This is a genomic window from Pseudomonas sp. FDAARGOS_380 (genome assembly GCF_002591235.1).
GTDB lineage: Bacteria > Pseudomonadota > Gammaproteobacteria > Pseudomonadales > Pseudomonadaceae > Aquipseudomonas > Aquipseudomonas salmasensis.
Map to the genome: position 1 here is coordinate 5,866,155 of NZ_CP023969.1, position 21,900 is coordinate 5,888,054.

Below are 21,900 nucleotides of genomic sequence, written 5' to 3' on the forward strand. Positions count from 1 at the left end.
CACGGATTCAAGCCGGAGTGAGGGCACACCGAGCCTAGGCGAGGTGCCGAGTGGTGGGGCAAGAGCGTTTTGCTTACTTTTGCGCTTTTCAAAAGTGAGCCGCTGTCAGAGCCAGCCCTTTCAAGGTCTTTTCGTTTTGGCAGCCTTGATTACCCTGTCCGTTGAAACATGCGCATTCACCGCCTTGCCTTGCACCCATGTCTTGGGTTTAGGCACCTTGGGGCCGCGGGGACTTTTCGCAACTTGTTTGGGTTGGATGTTTCTGGCCAGCTCCAACAAACGCTGGGCCAACTTTTCCACAGGGATGGCGGGAAGATATTCCGAGGGAAGTGCAATCTGCATTCCCTCATAACCACTCCTGACCTGGACCGCCAAGTGATAGATCGAGGCTTCCCAGCCATCAGGCTGGGTCTCCCGATGGGCTTGCTCCACGCTTCGCTTGAGTACGGCCAGGACGTTGTAGGCCAACACTGCCGTAGTGAACCCGAGCAAGGCGGCCTTTGGGCTGCCGAGAGTTTCGATTTCACTTTCCAGGATCGCTTCCAGTCGCTGGAACATACCTTCAATGCTCCAGCGGCGGCGATAGAGTTGCGCGATCTGCTCAGCGCTGACGCTTTCAGGCAGGTTGCTCCAGAACATCAAGCTGCTGTCACCCGAGTCTGTTGGCGAATGAAGCGTCAGTTCGACGCGCCGACATTGGTAACCGCCTCTGACCTGGATGATCTGCTCACGCACAGAGCCTGTTTCCACAGGCACGGGTTCTTGCCACTCACCCTCTTGAATCAGGCGTGGATGTTTGGCTTGCTGGCGAATGACAAAGGACGTCTGGACCTGCTCACAAGCTTCCATTACCGGAAGCGTGCAGTAGAGTCGGTCAGCCAGCCACACCTGGCCCGGTTCAGCATTAGCCAACAGAGGCAACACGCAAACGCGCTCGCTGGCGTAGGCATCCTCACATGCCTGAAGGTCGATGACCTGATCGAGATCAGGATCGTAGACCACTACCGAAAACCGGGACGAGCCGCACCTCGCTCCTGGCGTAAAGCCCCCAGACGCTTCTCAGTGGATGCCAGGTGATTGCCATCTACCACGCGAACCTGCCAGTCCGGCAGCATCGTCGTGCAACCCAGTTCTTTGATGGTTGGAGTCAGTCGTTGCGCACTACCGGTGACCAGAGCGCGCAATAGCGCGGGTTCAGTACGACTGATTTTGTCGTAGAGCGCCGCCAAGCTGACAGGGAGATCTTCCAGTTGCCGCGCGGCGGCGTGCAGGGATGGCTTCAAGCCCAATGAAACAAGGGACATCAGCTTGATTATGGTCGAGAACAGTAGTTCACGAGAATACTGCCGTTGCCGATGTTCTTCGAAGACCTGATCGACCCACTCAGGGGCAATAGCTTGCTCCAGCGCCAATTTGGCCATGACGCTGGCAGGTGCTTTTTTCTCGAAACGCGCTAGAACATCGGCCCACATCGTTTGGGATCCCTGAATGAAATTTCAGGGGATTTTACCGAAGACCTTGAAAGGGATGGCTGTCAGAGCGGAACCCTAGGTGGCCGTTACCGCAGGAATGGATATGTATTCGGTATAGCTGTGTCGCCTGTCAGGCCGCCTTCGCGAGCAAGCCCGCTCCCACAGTTTGATTGCGGGGCGTCAGAGAGATCGGCGTCGCCTGACTGGCCGCCATCGCAGGCAAGCCAGCTCCCACATTGGATTTGGCGTAAGGCTTTAGCTGCGGGCGAAGGCCACCGCTGCCTCGAACTGCTCCTGCGTAGGCCGCACGCCGGTATAAAGCACAAACTGCTCCAACGCCTGGATAGCGATCACTTCCAACCCGGTAATCACCCGCTTGCCCAGCGCACGCCCCCGCACGATCAACGGCGTTTCCGCCGGGATCGCCACCACATCGAAGACGGTCTCAGCCTGATCGATTGCCTCGGCCTCAAAAGCCAACGCATCCGCCTCCGCCCCGCCGGTCATGCCGATGGGCGTCACGTTGATCAGCATCTGTGGCCGCAGGCTACCCAGATCCGCCTGCCACGCATACCCCAGGTTCCTGGCCAACGCCTGGCCCGCCACCTCATTGCGCGCCACGATCACGCCATTGGCGTACCCCCCGTCACGCAAGGCACTGGCGACCGCCTTGGCCATGCCGCCGCTGCCGCGCAGGGCGAAGCTGGAGTCTTTGGGCACGGCGTGCTTTTTCAGCAGTTGCTCAATGGCGATGTAATCGGTGTTGTAAGCCTTGAGGTGACCGTTGGTATTGACGATGGTGTTCAGGGAGTCAATGGCTTGAACCGAATCGTCGAGTTCGTCCACCAAGGCAATCGCGGCCTCCTTGAACGGCATGGACACCCCGCAACCCCGCACGCCAAGGGCGCGGATACCGCCGATCGCGCCGGGTAAGTCCTGGCTGCTGAAGGCTTTATAGTAAAAATTCAGACCCAGCTGTTCATACAGGTGGTTATGAAAACGCAGGCCAAAGTTCCCAGGGCGCGCCGACAGTGACATGCACAGTTGGGTGTCTTTGTTGGGGTGCATCTGCATGGATAACTCCTTGAAGTAAGCAAATCGGTACAGACCTTACACAACCTTTACCCAGTGGCGGTGCTGTTTTCTCGAAATACGTTGTCTTAAAAGTATCCCCGCGACAATCCTTGAGTCTATTGATTGCAGACCACAAGCGCAGGGGCTAATTGAGGAATGACCATCATGCGTAAACTCCCCAGGATCGCCTTGCTTATCGGCGCACTCGCGATGGCCGGCCAAGCCTCCGCCCACGGTGGTGGTTGGGGTGGCCCGGCCGTGTTCGGTGCGCTTGTCGGCGCAGCGGTAGTCGGCTCCGTGGTTGCCAGCCAGCCGCGTGAGGTGTACGTGCAACAACCGGTGTATGTGCAGCCGCAGCCGGTGTATGCCGCGCCGCCGCCGGTCTACTACGCGCCACCGCCACCGGTGTATGTGCAACAGCAGGTTTACTACCGCCCGGCGCCCGTCTATTACGGCCCACCGCGTGGTTATTATGGGCCGCCTCGCGGCTACTACGGCCCGCCCCACGGTTACTACCGCCATGGTTGGTAAGGTTTAACCCCGTTGACAGCCACAGGCCTCGCCCACACGCGGGGCCTTTTTTTTGCCTGAAAAGTCCGGATTTATCCTGCCGATGTCGCTGTGAGAACAACGCACGAGCGCCAATCCCACATCATGAGCGTCGAATATCCTCTTGATCGATTGCGGGCTGCGCTGTCATGTTTGCGTCACAAAACAGTCGCACTATCGACCCAGTCCAGCCAATAACAATTAAGGACGATTGACCATGCCCACACAAAACCCGCACCGCACCGCCGGCCTGTGCACCTCCAGCAAGGTCTACAGCGCCTTGACTGAACTCAAGCACCTTGAAGGCCATCGCAACGCCAAGTTCCTGGCCTTGCTGGCCGAAAACCTGGTGCGCAAGGGCCTGCTCAGTGAACACGAAGTGGTGAACATGCTCGACCAGGTGGTGGATTAACGCCTGGCGTTGATGTCGACTATCGAGCCAGGTGATTTTTCCCAGGCGCCAGCAAACCGTAAGGTGGCCTCCATAACGTTTGGAGGTACTTATGCCCACTGTTCAAATCATGTCTGTCATCGGTAGCGCCGTCCCCGCCCCTCTGCGCAAACTGGGCTTGCTCGCCTGCTGGTATGTGGTGCGCGATGGCGAGCCGATCAGCGGCCCGCTCACCTCGTTATCGGATGCCGAAACACAACGCCGGATGGCAACCGACTTCAGGCTAGAAGCCTGAGCGTTACGGCAGCGGCAGCTTGACCCGCGGCTTGGTTTCGACGAACAACGCCCAGCACGACATGAACAACGCTGCCACCAGCGGCCCGATGACAAAGCCGTTAAGGCCGAACACCGACAAGCCGCCCAAGGTCGAGATCAGGATCAGGTAGTCCGGCATCTTGGTGTCCTTGCCCACCAGGATCGGGCGCAGCACGTTGTCCACCAGGCCAATCACGAACACGCCGAACAGCCCCAGCACCACGCCCTGCCAGATCGAACCGCTCAACAGGAAATAAACTGCCACCGGCCCCCAGACCAGCCCGGCACCCACCGCAGGCAGCAGGGACAGGAACGCCATCAATACGGCCCAGAGCAAGGCACTGGGAATGTCTAGGAACCAGAAAATCAAGCCACCCAGCGCACCCTGGGTCACGGCCACCAGCACGTTGCCCTTGACCGTGGCGCGCACCACGCGGTTGAACTTGAGTTGCAGGCGACGCTTTTGCGGCTCGGCCAAGGGCACGGCTGTGCGCACTTTGCGTACCAGCTCCGGGCCGTCGCGCAGCAGGAAAAACAGCAGGTACAGCATGATGAAAAAGCTCACCAGAAAATCAAACGTCCCCTGGCCAAAGCTGAACGCCTGGGAGGCAAAGAACTGACTGCCCTGCATCGCGCCCTTGACGACCTTTTCCCGCAGCCCTTCGAGATTGCCCATGCCGAAACGGTCGAGCAATTGCTGGAAATACGGCGGTAGGACGTTCTTGAATTGCTCGATATAACCCGCCACGTCGAGTTTGCCGCTCTCGATGTTTTTGTAGAGCGTGGCCCCCTCTTGCACCAGCAACGCACTGGTGATGATCACCGGCAGAATCGCGATCACCAGGCACACCATCAAGGTGGTCAGGGAGGTCAGGTTGCGGTTCCAGCTAAAACGCTGCTGCAGGCGGCGCTGCATCGGCGCAAAGATAATGCCCAGGATCACGGCCCAGAACACCGCGCCGTAGAACGGCAGCAATATCCAGATAAAAGCCACGGTGACCAGGGCCAGTAGCAGCAACAGGGTTTTGAATTGCAGGTTGGTTTGATTCATGTCCGGTCCATGTCAGAAAAACAGGGCCGATCGCGGCCCTGTTGCTTAGTCCGCAGCCAAACCTGGGAGTGCCCTTGTTTTTCGAACAAGCATAGATCGCCCTGTTTAGACGTGGATCAATGCACGGCGCCCGGCCCTGCACTACCCTCGCGCCTTTTGCGACCTACAGCCATGCCCTCCATGATTGCCCCCGAACTGCTCGCCCCTGCCGGCACCCTGAAAAACATGCGCTACGCCTTTGCCTACGGTGCCGATGCGGTCTATGCCGGCCAGCCGCGCTACAGCCTGCGGGTGCGCAACAACGAGTTCGACCACGCCAACCTGGCCCTCGGCATCCAGGAAGCCCATGACCAGGGCAAGCGTTTCTACGTGGTGGTGAACATTGCGCCCCACAACGCCAAGCTCAAGACCTTCCTCAAGGACCTGGCGCCCGTGATCGCCATGGGCCCGGATGCGCTGATCATGTCTGATCCGGGGTTGATCATGCTGGTGCGCGAGCACTTCCCGCAGATGCCGATCCACCTGTCGGTACAGGCCAATACGGTGAACTGGGCCAGCGTGGCGTTCTGGCAGCAACAAGGTATCTGTAGAGTGATTCTGTCGCGGGAGCTGTCCCTGGAAGAGATCGGCGAAATCCGCCAGCAGGTGCCGACGATGGAGTTGGAGGTGTTTGTGCATGGCGCCTTGTGCATGGCCTATTCCGGGCGGTGCCTGCTGTCGGGGTATATGAACAAGCGCGATGCCAACCAGGGCACCTGCACCAATGCCTGCCGGTGGAAATACCAGGCCACTCCGGCAGTGGAAAATGCCACTGGCGATATCGTCCATGAATATCAACCTACATTGGGCATCGGCACGCCCACCGATCAGGTGTTCCTGCTACAAGAGGCCAATCGCCCCGATGAACCCATGCCCGCCTTCGAAGACGAACACGGCACCTACATCATGAACGCCAAGGACCTGCGGGCCGTGCAGCATGTGGAGCGCCTGGCACAGATGGGCGTGCATTCGTTGAAGATCGAAGGCCGCACCAAGTCCCACTTTTACTGCGCGCGCACCACCCAGGTGTATCGCCAGGCCATCGATGACGCAGTGGCCGGCCGTGCATTTGATCGCGGCTTGATGACCAACCTCGAGTCCCTGGCCCAACGTGGCTACACCGAAGGTTTCCTGCGCCGCCACGTGCACGACGAATACCAGAACTACCAGAACGGCAGCTCGGTTTCCGAACGCCAGCAGTTTGTCGGGGAACTGACCGGCGAGCGTCGTGGCGCGTTGGCCGAGGTAAAGGTGAAGAATCGCTTTGCGCTGGGCGACCACCTGGAGTTGATGACGCCCGCCGGCAATTTTCACTTTGACTTGCCGAGCCTGCATAACGCCAAGGGCGAAAGCATCGAGGTGGCGCCGGGGGACGGGCATACGGTGTATGTGCCGATTCCGGCGCAGATGGACCTGCGCTTTGGCCTGCTGATGCGCGACGTTTAAACCCTGCCATGGGCATCGGTATCTACACAACTTTCTGGGCTGTAGCAGCAGACGGTAACCACGATGCGAAGCGAGCCGCTCTTGATCTTGATCTGCTTTTGATCTTAGGCGCCCCGTCAAACCACGCTGGCCGGAATTCGACAGGGATTTGGGGGGTAAACCGGCAGGGATGCCGGTTTAGCCGCCCCGCGCCATGGATGGCGCGTGGCGGCGGCCCCCCAAATCACTGGCGGATTACGGGCACACCGAGCCCAGCGAGGTGCCGAGTGGTGGGGCAAGAGCCCTTTTGGTTACTTTTGGGGCTCTTTTCCAAAAGTGACCCGCTGTCAGAGCGGAACCCTAAGTGGCCGTTACCGCAGGAATGGATATGTACACGGTCCAACAGTGTTGACTGTCAGGCCGTCTTCGCAGGCAAGCCAGCTCCCACATTTGGATTGCGGTGCCTCAGGGAGATAGGCGCCAGCTGTCAGGCCGTCACGGGAGCAAGCTCCCTCGCCACAGGTTCAGCGTCGCACCAAAATTGTGTAGATACCTATGCTGCCATGGGTTGAAAGGATCAGATCCTGAACTGGCCCACCAACTGCCCGAGGCGCTGGCCCAGGTCGGCCAGGCTGCGAGACGTCTGAGCGCCCAACTGGGTTTCGTCCGCCACGCTGTCTACCGCTACGGCAATCTGATGCACACTGCGGTTGATCTCTTCCGCCACGGCGGTCTGCTCTTCGGCGGCGCTGGCGATCTGGGCGTTCATTGAGTTGATGGTGCCAATCAGCTGCGCCATGGTGTCCAAGGACGCGCCGGCTTGGTTGGCCTGGGCCGAGGTGCCGTCGCCGGCATCGCTGGAGCGGCGCATTGCGTCCACGGCCGCCTCGGTGCCCTTTTGCAGGCGGTCGATCATGCCCTGGATTTCCTGGGTGCTGGTTTGGGTGCGGCTGGCCAGCGCACGCACTTCGTCGGCGACCACGGCAAAGCCACGCCCGGCCTCCCCGGCCCGTGCGGCTTCGATGGCAGCGTTGAGCGCCAACAGGTTGGTTTGTTCGGCGATGGAGCGGATCACGCCGAGCACGCTGACGATAGACGACACATCCTGCTGCAGGCTGTCCAAGGACACGCCGCTGCTGCGGATGTCGTTCACCAGCGCATGGATCTGCGCGATGCTGCCGTCCACTACACGCTTGGCTGCCTGGCCTTCGGCATCGGTCTGCTGCGCGGCGACGGCGGCGCCCTGGGCACTGCGCGCCACTTCGTGGGCAGCCGAGGACATCTGGTTGATCGCGGTGGCCACCTGGTCGGTCTCGTGGCGCTGGCGTTCCATGGCCTGCTCGGAGCGCTGGGCCTGGTCGGACACCTGGCTCACCAACCCGGTGAGCTGAGCGGTCATGTCAGTGATCTGGCGCACCAGGCCGTGGATTTTATCGACAAAGCGGTTGAACGCACCGGCCAGGTCGCCGAGTTCATCCTGGCTGGTGATGGCCAGGCGGCGGGTCAGGTCGCCTTCACCCGCCGCGATGTCATCGAGGTTGGCTTTCATCAGGTGCAGCGGACGCAAGATGGTATTGGCTAGCAACATGCCCACGGCGGCGATCACCAGCAACACCACCACGGCCACACCGAGGATGCTCAGCAGCACGCCTTGCATGCGTGTCTCGACTTTAGCCTGCACCACTGCCACTTGGGCGTCGATGCCATCGAGGTTCACCGAGGTGCCGATCACCATGTCCCACTTGGGCAGGTACTCGGTATAGCCGAGCTTGGGCACCAGCTCGGTCTGGCCGGGTTGGGTCGAGCTGTATTGCAGGTAGTGGGTGCCGTCCTTGCCGACCTTGACCAGGTCGCGGTTGACGTAGACGCCGTTGGGGTCGCGGTTGTCCTTGAAGCTTTTGCCTACGCCGTCCGGGCTGTTGCCCTTGAACAGGCGGATGGTCTCGGAGTCGTAGCCGAAGAAATAGCCGTCTTTGCCATAGCTGGTATTGGATAACAACTTCACCACCTGCGCCCGCGCCGCACTGTCGCCGGGGGCTGCCGCGTCGTAGAGCGGCTTGATGGTGGTCATGGCCACCTCGACATAACCTTGCAGGGTGGCTTTGGCGTCGTTGAGCAGGCGCTGGCGGGTTTCATCCACTTCGTTGCGGGCCTGGCCCTGCAGAATCCACACGGTGGTCAGGCTAATGACCACGGCAAACAACAACACCGGCACGACAGCAAGGGCCAGGACTTTGGCCTTCAAACTCAGACGCATGGCTTTTCTCTCTTGTTAGTGGCGACTTGAGAGGTTAACGGCCATGTGAGCAATTTCTGTAGGAGCGAGCTTGCTCGCGAAGAACCTGAGAGCACTGCGGGGTGCCAGGTTGCCCGCGTTATCGTTGACGCTTTTCGCGAGCACGCTCGCTCCTACAGGAACCTCGTCAGAGCGTCATCGCAGCCAGCCAGCCGAACGCCAGCAGCGGCAGGTTGTAGTGCAGGAAGGTCGGCACCACGGTGTCCCAGATGTGGTGGTGCTGGCCGTCGATATTCAAGCCGGAGGTTGGGCCGAGGGTGGAGTCCGAGGCGGGCGAACCGGCGTCGCCCAAGGCACCGGCGGTACCGACGATGCACACGATGGCCAACGGGCTGAAGCCCAGTTGGACACACAGCGGCACGAAAATCGCCGCGAGGATCGGCACCGTGGAAAACGACGAGCCGATGCCCATGGTCACCAACAACCCCACCAGCAGCATCAACAACGCCCCGACGCCCCGGCTATGGCCGATGAACGCTGCCGAGGCTTGCACCAGCGAGTTCACGTCACCGGTGGCCTTGAGCACTTCGGCAAAGCCTGAGGACGCGATCATGATGAAGCCGATCATCGCCATCATCTTCATGCCTTCGGTGAACAGGTCATCGGTGTCGCGCCAGCGCACGATGCCCGACACCGAGAAGATCAGGAACCCGGCCAGGGCGCCGATGATCATCGAGTCCAACCACAGCTGGATGATGAACGCCGAGGCAATTGCCAGGCCGGCCACCAGCAGGGTCAGCGGGTTGTATTGCACTGCCACCTGCTCGACACGTTCGATTTTCTTCAGGTCATACACACGCTTTTTGCGGTAGCTGATCAGCACCGCCACCAGCAGGCCGACCACCATGCCCAGCGCCGGCAAACCCATGGCGTGGGTGACATTGACCCCGCTGATATCCACCCCGCTCTTGGCGACGTTGGCCAGCAGGATCTGATTGAGGAAGATATTGCCAAAGCCTACCGGCAGAAACATGTACGGGGTGATCAGGCCGAAGGTCATTACGCAGGCGATCAGGCGACGGTCCAGTTGCAGCTTGGTCAGTACGTACAGCAGCGGCGGTACCAGCAGCGGAATAAACGCAATGTGGATCGGCAAGATGTTCTGCGAGGCAATCGCCACCACCCACAACAGGCCGATCAGCAGCCATTTGACGTGGTTGCCACCGCTGGCGTCCTGGCGGTCCACCAGCAGCAAGGCTTTGTCCGCCAGGGCATGGGCCAGCCCGGACTTGGCAATCGCCACGGCGAAAGCCCCGAGCAATGCGTAGGACAAGGCCACGGTTGCGCCGCCGCCCAGCCCGCCGTTGAAGGCCTTGAGCGTGGCCTCGATACCCAGGCCACCGGTCAAGCCGCCCACCAGGGCGCCGACGATAATGGCGATGACCACGTGCACGCGGGACAGGCTGAGTACCAGCATGGTGCCGACCGCGGCGATGACTGCGTTAATCATGGTTACCTCAAGCAGAAACAAAAAAGACAGGCATGCCCGCGCGCGGCCCATGGGAACAGCTGCCGGCGTGCAGGCTTGTAAAGAGGTCTTATTAGAGGGCGCGCACTTTGCAGGAGCTGGGCTGCCATGTCAAAAACTGTGGTGAGGGAACGCTCTCTCAACAGATAAAGAATTGCAGGCGCCCGCCGATAAGCTGTCTCTATGTGCTTTCAGGTAAGGATGTCCCGATGTCGCTCAGGCAGCTCTCCATTCAATGGAAAATCACCCTGCTGGCGGGCCTGTGCCTGCTGGGGATCGTGACCCTGCTGGTGGGTCTGTCGCTGTATCGCATGGCGCAGAGCTCGCAGCAGGTCAAGGCGTCCAGCATGCAGATGCTCGACGAAGCCGCCCAGTCGCGCATCGAGGCCCAAGGCGAAGTGCAGGCGCTGGGCATTCGCCAACAGTTCATGGATGCCTACCAATACGGCCATGGTTTTTCCCGCCAGGTGCTGTTTTTGCGCGAGCAGGCCGAGAAGCGCTTTCTCGATGCCTTCGACACCCGTGAAGACCTGACCCGCCAGGTCAAGGCCGCGTTGCAGGCCAACCCTGACCTGCTCGGCCTGTCCCTGGTGTTCGAAGCCAATGCACTGGACGGCAAGGACGAACTGTTCGCCAACCAGGCGGAACTGGGCAGCAATGACAAAGGCCGTTTCGCGCTGTACTGGTCGCAACCGACACCGGGGAAAATCACCTCGATGGCGCTGCCCGAGAGCGACATGGCCGACACCTCCATCGGCCCCAGCGGCGAAAAGGCCAACGCCTGGTTCACTTGCCCACGCACGACCCTCAAACCCTGCGTGATCGAACCTTACTTTTATGTGATCGACGGCCAGAACGTGCTGATGACCAGCATCGTGTTTCCGCTGATGGTCAACGGCAAAGTCATCGCCTCGCTGTCGGTGGACATCAACCTCAACAGCTTGCAGGCGGTCAGCCAACAGGCCAGCCAGAAACTCTACGACGGCCAGACCCAGGTCAGCATCCTCAGCGCTACTGGCTTATTGGCCGGCTACAGCCCCGACGCCAGCAAACTCAGCCAACGCCTGGAGCAGGTCGACCCAGCCAGCGGCGCGCAGTTGATCAGTGCCCTGGCCAGCAGTACCCAGACTCACAGCCTGCGCACCGACCATCAACTCAAGGTATTGGCGCCTTTTGCGCCGATTCCCGGCGGTAAGTCGTGGGGCGTATTGCTGGATGTACCGGAACAAGTCCTGGTCGCCCCCGCCGAAGCGCTAAAAAACCAGCTGGACGCCGACAACGCCAAAGGCACCCTGTTGGAACTGGGCCTGGGACTGCTGGCCGCCGTGGTCGGTTTGATCCTGGTGTGGCTGATGGCGCGCAGCGTGACCCGGCCAATCCTTGGCGTGGCGCACATGCTTGAAGATATCGCCAGCGGCGAAGGCGACCTGACCCGGCGCCTGGCCTATGCCAAACAGGACGAACTGGGCCAATTGGCCGGCTGGTTCAACCGCTTCCTCGACAAGCTGCAGCCGATCATTGCCGAGGTCAAACGCTCGGTGCAGGACGCCCGTGGCACCGCCGACCAGTCCGCAGCCATTGCCACGCAAACCAGCGCCGGCATGGAGCAGCAGTACCGCCAGGTGGATCAGGTGGCCACCGCGTCCCACGAAATGAGCGCCACCGCCCAGGACGTGGCCCGCAGCGCCGCCCAGGCGGCCCAAGCCGCTCGAGATGCCGACCAGGCGACTCGCCAAGGCTTGACGGTTATCGACCGCACCACCGTCAACATTGGCGAACTCGCCGCCGACATGAGCACTGCCATGGCCCAGGTAGAAGGCTTGGCCGCCAACAGCGAACAGATCGGCTCGGTGCTCGAAGTAATTCGCGGCATCGCCGAGCAGACCAACCTGTTGGCACTCAACGCCGCCATCGAAGCCGCTCGCGCCGGTGAAGCCGGCCGCGGTTTTGCCGTGGTCGCCGACGAAGTGCGCAACCTGGCACGGCGCACCCAGGAATCGGTGGAAGAAACCCGCCTGGTGATCGAACAATTGCAAACCGGTACCAGCGACGTGGTCGGTTCCATGGGCAACAGCTATCGCCAGGCCCAGGGCAGCGTCGAACAGGTCGGCCAGGCCGTGACGGCCTTGCGCCAGATTGGCGATGCGGTCACGGTGATCAGCGACATGAATCTGCAAATCGCCAGCGCCGCCGAAGAGCAAAGCGCGGTGGCCGAAGAGATCAACAGCAACGTGGCGACCATTCGCGATGTGACCGAGTCGTTGTCGGAGCAGGCCAATGAATCGGCGCGGGTCAGCCAGGCGTTGAACAGCCTGGCGAATCAGCAGCAGGGGTTGATGGATCAGTTCAGGGTGTAAGAACCTTGCACACAACCTGAGATAGCAAAATCAGGGTGGGAGCGGGCTTGCTCGCGAATGCGGTGTATCAGTCGCCAATGCATTGACTGACACACCCTATTCGCGAGCAAGCCCGCTCCCACATTTTGAACTACGGTGTGTGAATGCTAGCGGCGTGGCAATTGGATCAAGACCTTGAGCCCACCTAGCTCACTCTCCTGCAGCTGCAACACCCCGCCCCACACCTCAACGATGTCGCGCACGATCCCCAAACCCAGGCCATGGCCAACCCTCTGTTCATCCAGGCGTGCGCCACGGCTGAACACCTGGTCGCGCTGGGCCTCGGGAATGCCGGGGCCGTCGTCTTCCACCGCCAGTTGGTAACCGTGGGGCATCTCGCTGACGCTAAGACGTACCTCGGCGTCTGCCCATTTACAGGCGTTGTCCAACAGATTGCCCAGCAGTTCCAGCAGGTCTTCACGGTCCCAGGGCAGTTGCAGGCCCGGCGCCACCTGGTAGCTGAGGTCCAGGTGTTCGCCGTGGATCATGCGCAGGGTGGCCAGTAAACCGGGCAGCTCTTGTTCACAGTCAAACAACGCGCCCGGCAAGGCATCGCCGGCCAGGCGTGCACGGTTGAGTTCACGGTTGAGGCGCTGCTGCACCTGCTCCAATTGCTCGCGCAGCAACTGGCTCAACTGCGGATGATCCTTGAGGGCTTCACTGGAAGCGGCGCTCAACAACACCGCCAGCGGGGTTTTAAGCGCATGGCCCAAGTTGCCGAGGGCATTGCGGGAGCGCTTCAGGCTGTCTTCGGTGTGCGCCAGCAGGTGGTTGATCTGCGCCACCAGGGGTTCGAGCTCAAGCGGCACCTGGGTGTCGAGTTGCGAACGCTGGCCTTGTTGCAGTTGGGCGATCTGGTTACGTGCGGTCTCCAGCGGGCGCAAGGCACGGCGCACGGTGACCCGTTGCAGGATCAGCACCAGCAGCAGCGCCGCCAGCCCCATCACCAGGCCGACCTGGCGCATCAGGCGAAAGCTCTCGCGTACGGGCGTGTAGTCCTGGGCCACGCTGATGGAAATCGACTGGCCAAAGCGCTTGTAGTCCGAGCGCAACACCAACAGTTGCTGGCCTTCGGGCCCCAGTTGCAGGTTGCCCTTGAGCCCCGCCACGGGGAGCCGGGGCAGTTCCTGGTCCCACAGTGAGCGGGAGCGCCAGTGCACGTCGGCAAAGTCGATACGAAAGTAATGCCCGGAAAATGGCCGTTGGTACGCCGGCGACAGGCGTTGCTCATCCAACTGCACGCCGTTGGGCCCACGCACCAGCGCCACCAGCAGGTTTTCGCTGTCGTTGCGCAAGCCCGCTTCAAGGTAGCGCTGCAAACCCGCCTCGAACAACCACAGGCTGGTTTGCGCCAGCACCACGCCGACAATCACCATCACGCTGATCAACCCCAGGCTCAGGCGCCGCTGGATTGACCTCATGCCGGGGTGGCGCCGAAACGGTAGCCCTGGCCGCGCCGGGTCTCGATCACGCTGCGGCCCAATTTGCGCCGCAGGTGGTTGACGTGCACCTCCAGCACATTGGAGTCGCGCTCGGTCTCGCCGTCATACAAGTGTTCGGCCAGGTGGCTTTTGGACAGGATCTGTTCGGGATGCAGCATGAAATAGCGCAACAAGCGAAACTCGGCAGCCGTCAGTTGGATTTCGGCGCCGTCGCGCAGCACACACTGGCGCCCTTCATCCAAATGCAGGCCAGCGGCTTGCAGGGTGGGCTGGTTCGTCTGGCCGTGGGAGCGGCGCAGCAGCGACTGGATGCGCAGGTACAGCTCTTCAGGGTGAAAGGGTTTGCTCAGGTAATCATCGGCGCCGGCCTTGAGCCCTTCGATACGCTCGGCCCAGGAATCGCGGGCGGTGAGAATCAGCACCGGTATGGCCAACGCGGCGGCGCGCCATTGCGCCAGCACGTCAAGCCCGGGCAACCCTGGCAGGCCAAGGTCGAGGATGATCAGGTCATAGGGTTCGCTGCGCCCTTGATACACGGCGTCGCGGCCATCGGCCAGCCAGTCGACCGCATAGCCCTGGCGCTGCAGGCCGGCCATCAGTTCGTCGGCCAGGGGGACGTTGTCTTCCACCAGGAGCAGGCGCATCAATCTTCCTCATCTTTGATCAGGTCACCGTTGGTGGCGTCCAGCTTGATCTCGCGCACCACGCCCTCGGTGGTCACCAGTTCCACTTCATAGGCATATTGCCCGTGTTTCTTTTCCAGTTCGGCTTCCAGCAGCCGTGAGCCGGGGTATCGTGCCATGGCCTGCTGCAACAGCTGTTCCAATGGCAGGATCACGCCTTGCTGGCGCAGGGCCAGGGCTTCGTCCTGGTTGAGGTCGCGGGCCGCCAGGCTGGAACAAAACACCATGAGCACCAGCGCCACGCGACTGCCGACGCGTAAATTTACCTTCATTACGTATCCTGATGATTCTTGAGAACCTGCCCGGTGAGCGCGTTCAATTCAACATCCCATTCAATGCCGTTGGTATCTCGTAGCTCGACTTCATAGACGTACTTGCCATATTCCTCATCCAGATCGGTGTCCAGCAGCGTCGAACCAGGGTGAAGGGCCAGGGCCGTGGCTTCCAATTGATCGAAAGCGACAATAGTAACAGTGGCCGGCACGATCAGTGGCTTGTCGGGGTCCACGGCGGCGGCCGGGGTCGCCGTAACGAGGATGATAGCGGCGGCGCCCAGGGCAGTGAGGCGCTTCATGATAAGTCTCCGTTACATGATGTTTTCCTACATCGGCCACCGTACGCGCTGCAACTTAACTGAAACTGAATTGCCACCATGGCAATTGCGGTTAAGCCATTTTTCCCACGGCCTGCGAGATTTCCTATACTGCCCCGCTCGCCTCAACAGAGACCGGTATGACCGCCATCCATATCAAGTTCCCGGCCTTGACCCTCAAGGCCGGCAAACGCGCCTTCACCCGCATCCGCGAGCAGGGCCTTGCGCCTGCCGACGTCGGCATCCTCCCCGGTGCGGCGGGCGGCCCCAAGGCCCTGGGTATCCAAGGGCTCGACCTGGCGCTGTTCGGTGACTGGTTACGCCGTGCCCCACGCGAGCGTGCGCTGATCGGCGCGTCCATCGGCTCCTGGCGGTTCGCCAGCGCCTGCCTGCCCGACCCGGTGCAAGGCTTGCTCGACCTGGGCCGCCTGTACAACGAGCAGCGCTTTGCCAAAGGCGTGACCATGGCCCAAGTCAGCCAGAGCTGCCAGCGCATGCTCGACGACCTGCTGGCCGGGCGTGATGCGCGGGTGCTGGACAACCCCGACTATCGGCTGAACATCATGGTGGTCAAGAGCCACGGCTTGCTCGCCGATGACCACCGTGGGCGGCTGGGGCTGGGCCTGTCGTCGGTGATTGCCGATAACCTGCGGGGCCGCGCACGGCTGTCGCGGCATTTTGAGCGGCTGATCATCCACGACCCGCGCCAGGCACCCCCGGTACACCCCCTGAAGGATTTCCCCTCGCGCTTCCTCAGCCTGGACGTGGGTAACCTGCGCCAGGCGTTGCTCGCGTCCGGCTCGATCCCCATGGTGATGCAAGGCGTGCGCGACCTGCCCGGAGCCGGAGCCGGCACCTACCGCGACGGCGGCCTGCTGGATTACCACCTAGACCTGCCTTACCACGGCGATGACATCGTGCTGTACCCGCACTTTACCGACCGGGTCATCCCCGGCTGGTTCGACAAGGGCCTGCCATGGCGACGCAGCAACCAGCAAGGCTTGCAGGATGTGTTACTGCTGGCGCCGTCCAGGGACTACCTGGCCCGTCTGCCCCACGGCAAACTGCCAGACCGCAGCGACTTCAAGCGCTTTATGGGCGATGATCCTGGCCGCAACAAATATTGGCAAACAGCGATGAGCGAGAGCCAACGGCTGGGGGATGAGTTTTTGGCATTGGCGGATAACGGCAAGCTCGGCGACCGTTTGCTGGCCCTTTAACTGTAGGAGCGAGCTTGCTCGCGAAGGTCGTCAACGATAACGCAGCGTGCCTGGGTTAACGCGGCGCCCTTGGGGTTTTCGCGAGCAAGCTCGCTCCTACAACATGAGGGGCGGTATGCGCAGGGGCTGGTCAAACTGTTAAACTCGCCGCCTGCCAGACACCTGACCGAGCTGAAAACACTGTGGAAATCTTCAAAGAGTTTACCTTCGAATCCGCCCACCGCCTGCCCCACGTACCGGAAGGCCACAAATGTGGGCGCCTGCATGGGCATTCATTCAAGGTGGCCATCCACCTGAGCGGCGACCTGGATCCCCATACTGGCTGGATTCGCGACTTCTCGGAGATCAAAGCGATTTTCAAGCCACTGTATGAACGCCTCGACCACAACTACCTCAACGACATCCCCGGCCTGGAAAACCCCACCAGCGAAGTGCTGGCCAAGTGGATCTGGACGGAGTTGAAACCTCTGTTGCCGGAACTCAGTGCGATCCGTATCCACGAGACGTGCACCAGTGGCTGCATTTATCGCGGTGAGTAAGAACCACCTGCGGGTGGTTTTTTTCGAAGCGCCGGCGGGCTGATCCATTTGGGAAACCCACACAGACGCTGTTCGACTGAGCCAGTTTGGCTCACCGCTGCACTGCTTTTGCGCTGATTGGAAGGGGCAGCCTTATAAAGGGCTTGCTCCCGTCAGCGCATACCTGCCTACACCTGCGTTGGCACGCGGGATGCACGCGACCTGGGTCACCACTCAGGGAGCAGCCCCCATGACGCAGCAAGAACCCGGCAACGACTACCCTCTCAGCGAAGTCCCCTTGCATGCGCGCAAGGGGCTGGCCTCTACAGCCATGGTGTTGCTGGGGTTCACCTTTTTTACCGCGACCATGTTCGCCGGCGGCAAGCTGGGGGTGGCGTTCAGCTTCATCGACATGCTCGGCGTCGTGGCCCTGGGTAACCTGCTGTTGGGTATCTACGCCGCAGGCTTGGGTTACATCGCGTTCAAGAGCGGCTTGAACTCGGTGCTGATGGGGCGTTTCTGCTTTGGCGAAGTGGGCAGCAAGCTCAGTGACTTGATCCTCGGTTTTACCCAGATAGGCTGGTATGCCTGGGGCACGGCCACGGCGGCCGTGGTATTGGGCAAGTATTTCCAGTTGAGCCCGGGCAGTGTGCTGGGGCTGATGCTGGTGTTTGGCTTATTGTTCTGCGCCACCGCCTACGTGGGGTATCGCGGGTTGGAAATTTTGTCCTACATCGCGGTGCCGGCCATGGGGCTTCTGTTGCTGCTGTCGATGTGGGTCGCCACCGTGAAGGTCGGCGGGCTGCAGGGGCTGCTGGCAGTGGTGCCCAGCGCTGAGCTGGACTTGTCCACCGCCATCACCCTGGTGTTCGGGACCTTTGTCAGCGGTGCAACCCAGGCCACCAACTGGACACGGTTTTCGCGCTCGGCCAAGGTTGCGGTGCTGGCCAGCCTGATCGGCTTTTTTGTCGGCAATGGCTTGATGGTGCTGATCGGGGCCTATGGCGCCATCGTCTATCAGCAACCGGATGTGGTGGAGGTCTTGCTGCTGCAAGGTTTCGCCACGGCAGCGATGGCGATGTTGCTGCTCAATATCTGGAGCACCCAGGACAACACCATCTACAACTTCGCCGTCGCCGGTTGCAACCTGCTGCGCACCCAACGGCGCAAGAGCGTGACCCTGGCCGGCGCGGTGATCGGCACCCTGCTCGCCTTGTTCGGCATGTACGACCTGCTGGTGCCGTACCTGATCCTGCTGGGCACGGTCATCCCGCCGATTGGGGGCGTGATCATGGCGGACTTCTTCTATCGTTATCGCGGCCAATACCCACGCTTGGCGCAGGCTCGCCTGCCGGCGTTCAATTGGCCCGGCCTGATTGCGTATGGAGTGGGCACCGTGCTGGCGTTCAACTCGCCGTGGGTCGCGCCGTTGGTGGGAATTGTTGCCGCGTCGCTGACCTATGTGCTGCTCACGGCCATACTACGCGCCATGACCGCCTGGACATCAGTATCGCCCTGAGGATCTGGCGGCTGTCTGCCTGATTGTTTTTAGCCAAGAGGAACTTGAGCATGCACATCATCAATGCCCGCCTGCGCAACCGTGAAGGCCTGCATGATCTGCACCTGGAAAATGGCCGGATCGCCAGCATCACTGCGCAAACCGGGGTGCCGACGCTGATGGCCGGCGACTTAGACGCCGCCGGCAACCTGGTAATACCGCCCTTCGTCGAACCCCACATCCACCTTGACGCCACCCTCACCGCCGGCGAACCGCGCTGGAACATGAGCGGTACGCTGTTTGAAGGCATCGAATGCTGGGGCGAACGCAAGGCCAGCATTACCCAGGAAGACACCAAGGCCCGGGCCAAAAAAACCATACAGGCCCTCGCCGCCCATGGCATCCAGCATGTGCGCACCCATGTCGACGTCACCGACCCGGACCTCACCGCGCTCAAGGCCATGCTGCAAGTGCGTGAAGAAAGCACGCACCTGATCGACCTGCAAATCGTCGCTTTCCCCCAGGAGGGCATCGAGTCATTCCGCAATGGTCGCGAACTGATGGAAGAAGCCATTCGCCTGGGTGCCGACGTGATCGGTGGCATCCCCCACTTCGAATACACCCGCGACCAAGGCGTGAGTTCGGTGAAGTTCCTCATGGACCTGGCCGAACGCACCGGCTGCCTGGTGGACGTGCACTGTGACGAAACCGATGACCCCCACTCACGCTTTCTCGAAGTCCTCGCCGAAGAAGCCCGCAGCCGCGACATGGGGGCCCGCGTGACCGCCAGCCACACCACGGCCATGGGCTCCTACGACAACGCTTACTGCGCCAAGCTGTTTCGCCTGCTGGGGCATTCCGGTATCAGCTTTGTCTCGTGCCCCACCGAGAGCATCCACCTGCAAGGCCGCTTCGACAACTTCCCGAAACGCCGCGGCGTCACCCGCGTCAACGAACTGCTTGAGGCCGGCATGAACGTGTGTTTTGGCCAGGACTCCATCGTCGATCCCTGGTACCCGCTGGGTAACGGCAATATCCTGCGAGTGCTGGAGGCCGGCCTGCACATCTGCCATATGCTCGGTTATCGCAATTTGCAAAACGCTCTGGATCTGGTTACCGACAACAGTGCCAAAGCCATGGCCCTGGGCGACCGCTATGGGCTGCAAGCAGGCCGCCCGGCGAACCTGCTGATCCTGTCGGCCGACAGCGACTACGAAGTCATACGTAGCCAGGGCCTGCCGTTGTACTCGATCCGCAACGGCAAGGTACTGATGAAACGGCAACCGGCCCAGGTGGAGTTTATGTAACCGCGTGGGTTAGACGACTGAGTCGATGTCCAGCGTTTGCGCCCGTGCCCGTTCGTCGTGGGACGGCGGCGGGATGCTGGAGAATTGGGCTGGCTCACGATTCTCGCGGTGGCTGAACCAACGTTTGAGGCTCGATTGCAGATGTGCAGAGGGGGCATGGCTGCCGTAGACATCGTGAACTTGCAGGCGACGCCAGCGCAGGCTTGCCAAGCGCTCGCGGCTTGTGTGCAAACGGTCGATCTCTGCGTTCAAGGCATCGGTGGGTTCATGGCTACGATCATTGGCTGGGCGCCGCTGAGCCAGTTCACGCCGCTTGGCCCGCAGTTGCTCGCGCATGTCTTCGAAGGCCCGATCGAGCAGCTCGAACTCCCGCTGGGTCACCAGCGGCCCCTCACTTTCCAGGGTTTGTTGCCAGCGGCGCAATGTCGCCCAGGCGGCGGGGACGTAGCTGGTGGTCATGAAGTGCTGGTCGGCTTGGAACAGCTGCCTCAGCAGATTATCGCGGTCGGGCATATCGCCCTGCAGTTGCAATGCGCGGTTGCACCCGGCCTCTTGGAGCGATTCACAGCCCGGCTTCCATAACACCGAGGAATGGCTGCCATCCGGGAGCGTGATCGGCATGAAGTGATATTGCTCACCGTGATGCCGATAGGGGTTGCCGCCCACCCGCACCAGCCCAGCGGCGAACAGCAGGCCACGGGGTGCGGGATTGCTGAATAGCGTGATGGCCCCGGGAATCCAGAGTTTGGCGGTGGTGTTCATCCAGGGCGCCGGAACACTGGGGACGGGGTCGTTGTGGTTGACGATGCGATGGTGGACCAGGGTTGAGGCGCCGGCGGTGAATTCAGCGTCGGCGGCGCGGGGGGCGCCGAAGGTGTAGAGGAGTGGGTCGTAATCTCGATCTGGTGTGCGGCGTAGGGCCTCGGCCAATAAGAGTGCTATAGCCCCCCCAAGACTATGGCCACAAATGATAATTCGTTGGCTGCTGTGATATCGAAAAAGGTAACCCGATACAAAATTATGCATGGCCTGAAATGCCTGATAAAAACCTTGATGGGCTTTTCCAACGCCCTCGATGAATGGGACTTGATGGGCGTTTGCATCGCGTAGAACATCGGCACCACTAGCGGTGCCGCGTACAGCAATAAGCACCACTTCATCGTGATGAGAAATGAATGCTTGAGTATCTGTTCCAAACTCTACATCGTTAAAAAAGTGTATCCGCTCCGGATACTCGAGATCATGCGCAGTGGCATTCTGCCTGTACAACTCTGGATCAAAAGGCAAAATCTCGAAACGACGGGAATAAGCTACGTCTTCATACAATGGATAAAATCGTTGCACTTGCTCTGAGTCAAACCTCCACGCCTCCCGGTAACATGACAAGCGTTCGGCAAACAGATTCCCGATACTTGGATGCCAAGGAAAGCTGACTTTATCCTTAGGTTCTGCTGAAGGATCTTGGCCAAACTCGCAATAGCTTAATGTTGCCATTAACGCCAGTTGGTACAGGTTCAATGCGCAAAATTGGTCCTGTGTAGAAAGGATTGGCCGTAATGCTCTTAGAGGTCGCACCTGCAACATCGTGAATTTTTTCGGAAAGAGCACCAGCCCCTTGAAGGAAGACTCGGGAGGTCCAAAACCAAGGTCTGCCATCATCTTGAGTGCATGTCGCATTGGACGGTGAGCCTGTGACGACAGGGGCGGCAAGTGAGCGCTATGTCGAACCAGGTCACTCACTTCAACCTGATAAAAATGATCTGCATTTGGGCGTACGGGATTTTTTTCGACAATCTGATCGTGGTTATCAAGAAAATGGGTTTGCTCGGCACGCACTTGCAACTCAGTGATAGGCAATGCATAGAATGAACGTGTCATGAGCGACTGATAGAGCGTTTCCCGACCTGAATAGCGCTCCTCCATCATCAGAATTACGGGTCCACAGAAAAAGCCCTCCACTCGGGCAAAACCCTCCCCGTTCAACCGACCGTTGTATTGCTGACCAGCAACGTCACGCAGGGTGTAAGGCAGTCCCCCATAACTTTTTCCATTTCCCGTTTCATCGACTAAGCAGAAGGTCAACCAACCCCCATTCAATGAGCAAGCAGGCATCCTGTCGTTGAAAAACTGTTGCTTCCATGCAGCTTCTTCCATGAGGTTTCTC

Annotated in this window: 18 protein-coding genes and 3 pseudogenes; 10 read left to right on the top strand and 11 right to left on the bottom strand. The window is 60.6% G+C overall.

The features are described 5' to 3' along the window. Positions 1-120: 120 nt before the first annotated feature. Together CRN80_RS27195 and CRN80_RS27200 are read right to left on the bottom strand one after the other, a co-directional pair. Positions 121-1,421 (bottom strand): annotated as a pseudogene (locus CRN80_RS27195) (IS4 family transposase). Between the two features lie 306 nt (positions 1,422-1,727). Continuing rightward, positions 1,728-2,546: a shikimate 5-dehydrogenase gene (locus CRN80_RS27200; protein WP_098952074.1), complete on the bottom strand. Its 819-nt coding sequence runs from the start codon at positions 2,544-2,546 to the stop codon at positions 1,728-1,730. Between the two features lie 156 nt (positions 2,547-2,702). Between CRN80_RS27200 and CRN80_RS27205 the strand changes: the two genes are divergently transcribed. The 3 genes from CRN80_RS27205 (at position 2,703) to CRN80_RS27215 (ending at position 3,781) form a co-directional block, all read left to right on the top strand. Next, positions 2,703-3,077, top strand: a complete 375-nt coding sequence (locus CRN80_RS27205) for a hypothetical protein (protein ID WP_019818659.1) — start codon at positions 2,703-2,705, stop codon at positions 3,075-3,077. Between the two features lie 235 nt (positions 3,078-3,312). Further along, a complete protein-coding gene (locus CRN80_RS27210) occupies positions 3,313-3,507 on the top strand; it encodes a hypothetical protein (RefSeq protein WP_032892487.1) in 195 nt (64 codons plus the stop codon). A gap of 91 nt (positions 3,508-3,598) precedes the next feature. After that, positions 3,599-3,781 (top strand): hypothetical protein, encoded by a 183-nt coding sequence (locus CRN80_RS27215; protein WP_003190283.1) that lies wholly within the window; start codon positions 3,599-3,601, stop codon positions 3,779-3,781. A gap of 3 nt (positions 3,782-3,784) precedes the next feature. On the opposite strand, the gene CRN80_RS27220 is transcribed toward CRN80_RS27215, so the two are convergent. Further along, on the bottom strand, positions 3,785-4,852 hold the full coding sequence (locus tag CRN80_RS27220) for an AI-2E family transporter (protein ID WP_019818663.1): 1,068 nt from the start codon (positions 4,850-4,852) through the stop codon (positions 3,785-3,787). Between the two features lie 171 nt (positions 4,853-5,023). On the opposite strand from CRN80_RS27220, the gene yegQ reads away from it, so the two are divergent. Beyond that, the gene (gene yegQ / locus CRN80_RS27225; protein WP_098952076.1) at positions 5,024-6,337 is read left to right on the top strand and encodes a tRNA 5-hydroxyuridine modification protein YegQ; all 1,314 of its coding nucleotides are present in this window, start codon (positions 5,024-5,026) and stop codon (positions 6,335-6,337) included. 556 nt (positions 6,338-6,893) lie between these two features. Here the strand turns inward: yegQ and CRN80_RS32210 are convergent. The 3 genes and pseudogenes from CRN80_RS32210 to CRN80_RS27240 form a co-directional block, all read right to left on the bottom strand. Continuing rightward, positions 6,894-7,715 carry a methyl-accepting chemotaxis protein gene (locus CRN80_RS32210; protein WP_370874666.1) on the bottom strand — a complete coding sequence of 274 codons (822 nt, stop codon included), beginning with the start codon at positions 7,713-7,715 and terminating at the stop codon, positions 6,894-6,896. Positions 7,716-7,799: 84 nt separating this feature from the next. Further along, a pseudogene (locus CRN80_RS32215) lies at positions 7,800-8,573 on the bottom strand (cache domain-containing protein); the annotation flags it as partial. Positions 8,574-8,739: 166 nt separating this feature from the next. Then, entirely contained in the window at positions 8,740-10,059 is a 1,320-nt protein-coding gene (locus CRN80_RS27240) for a Na+/H+ antiporter family protein (RefSeq protein ID WP_161794324.1), read from the bottom strand. Positions 10,060-11,474: 1,415 nt separating this feature from the next. Between CRN80_RS27240 and CRN80_RS32220 the strand changes: the two are divergent. Both CRN80_RS32220 and CRN80_RS32225 read left to right on the top strand, forming a co-directional pair. After that, positions 11,475-11,531 (top strand): annotated as a pseudogene (locus tag CRN80_RS32220) (hypothetical protein); the annotation flags it as partial. 201 nt (positions 11,532-11,732) lie between these two features. Further along, complete coding sequence (locus tag CRN80_RS32225; RefSeq protein ID WP_371861814.1) at positions 11,733-12,437, top strand: methyl-accepting chemotaxis protein; 705 nt, start codon at positions 11,733-11,735, stop codon at positions 12,435-12,437. A 146-nt stretch (positions 12,438-12,583) separates the two neighbouring features. Here CRN80_RS32225 and CRN80_RS27250 read toward each other — a convergent pair whose 3' ends face one another. The 4 genes from CRN80_RS27250 to CRN80_RS27265 are packed head-to-tail and all read right to left on the bottom strand — an operon-like array spanning position 12,584 to position 15,175. Next, positions 12,584-13,897, bottom strand: a complete 1,314-nt coding sequence (locus CRN80_RS27250) for a sensor histidine kinase (RefSeq protein ID WP_098952080.1) — start codon at positions 13,895-13,897, stop codon at positions 12,584-12,586. Beyond that, a complete protein-coding gene (locus tag CRN80_RS27255) occupies positions 13,894-14,562 on the bottom strand; it encodes a response regulator transcription factor (protein ID WP_003190268.1) in 669 nt (222 codons plus the stop codon). Before CRN80_RS27255 ends, CRN80_RS27250 begins: the two co-directional genes overlap by 4 nt. Further along, positions 14,562-14,873, bottom strand: a complete 312-nt coding sequence (locus CRN80_RS27260; RefSeq protein ID WP_003190266.1) for a PepSY domain-containing protein — start codon at positions 14,871-14,873, stop codon at positions 14,562-14,564. The genes CRN80_RS27255 and CRN80_RS27260 overlap by 1 nt, the downstream gene beginning before the upstream one ends. Next, on the bottom strand, positions 14,873-15,175 hold the full coding sequence (locus tag CRN80_RS27265; RefSeq protein ID WP_056788323.1) for a PepSY domain-containing protein: 303 nt from the start codon (positions 15,173-15,175) through the stop codon (positions 14,873-14,875). The genes CRN80_RS27260 and CRN80_RS27265 overlap by 1 nt, the downstream gene beginning before the upstream one ends. 158 nt (positions 15,176-15,333) lie before the next feature. On the opposite strand from CRN80_RS27265, the gene CRN80_RS27270 reads away from it, so the two are divergent. From CRN80_RS27270 to codA, 4 genes are all read left to right on the top strand, one after another. Then, complete coding sequence (locus CRN80_RS27270; protein ID WP_098952082.1) at positions 15,334-16,413, top strand: hypothetical protein; 1,080 nt, start codon at positions 15,334-15,336, stop codon at positions 16,411-16,413. A 182-nt stretch (positions 16,414-16,595) separates the two neighbouring features. Beyond that, a complete protein-coding gene (gene queD / locus CRN80_RS27275; RefSeq protein WP_003237990.1) occupies positions 16,596-16,952 on the top strand; it encodes a 6-carboxytetrahydropterin synthase QueD in 357 nt (118 codons plus the stop codon). A gap of 229 nt (positions 16,953-17,181) precedes the next feature. Then, positions 17,182-18,450, top strand: a complete 1,269-nt coding sequence (gene codB, locus CRN80_RS27280) for a cytosine permease (RefSeq protein WP_098952084.1) — start codon at positions 17,182-17,184, stop codon at positions 18,448-18,450. Between the two features lie 50 nt (positions 18,451-18,500). Then, positions 18,501-19,736, top strand: coding sequence for a cytosine deaminase (gene codA, locus CRN80_RS27285; RefSeq protein WP_098952085.1), 1,236 nt, complete (start codon positions 18,501-18,503; stop codon positions 19,734-19,736). Between the two features lie 9 nt (positions 19,737-19,745). On the opposite strand, the gene CRN80_RS27290 is transcribed toward codA, so the two are convergent. After that, positions 19,746-21,890, bottom strand: coding sequence for a lipase family protein (locus CRN80_RS27290; protein ID WP_098952087.1), 2,145 nt, complete (start codon positions 21,888-21,890; stop codon positions 19,746-19,748). Positions 21,891-21,900: the final 10 nt, after the last annotated feature.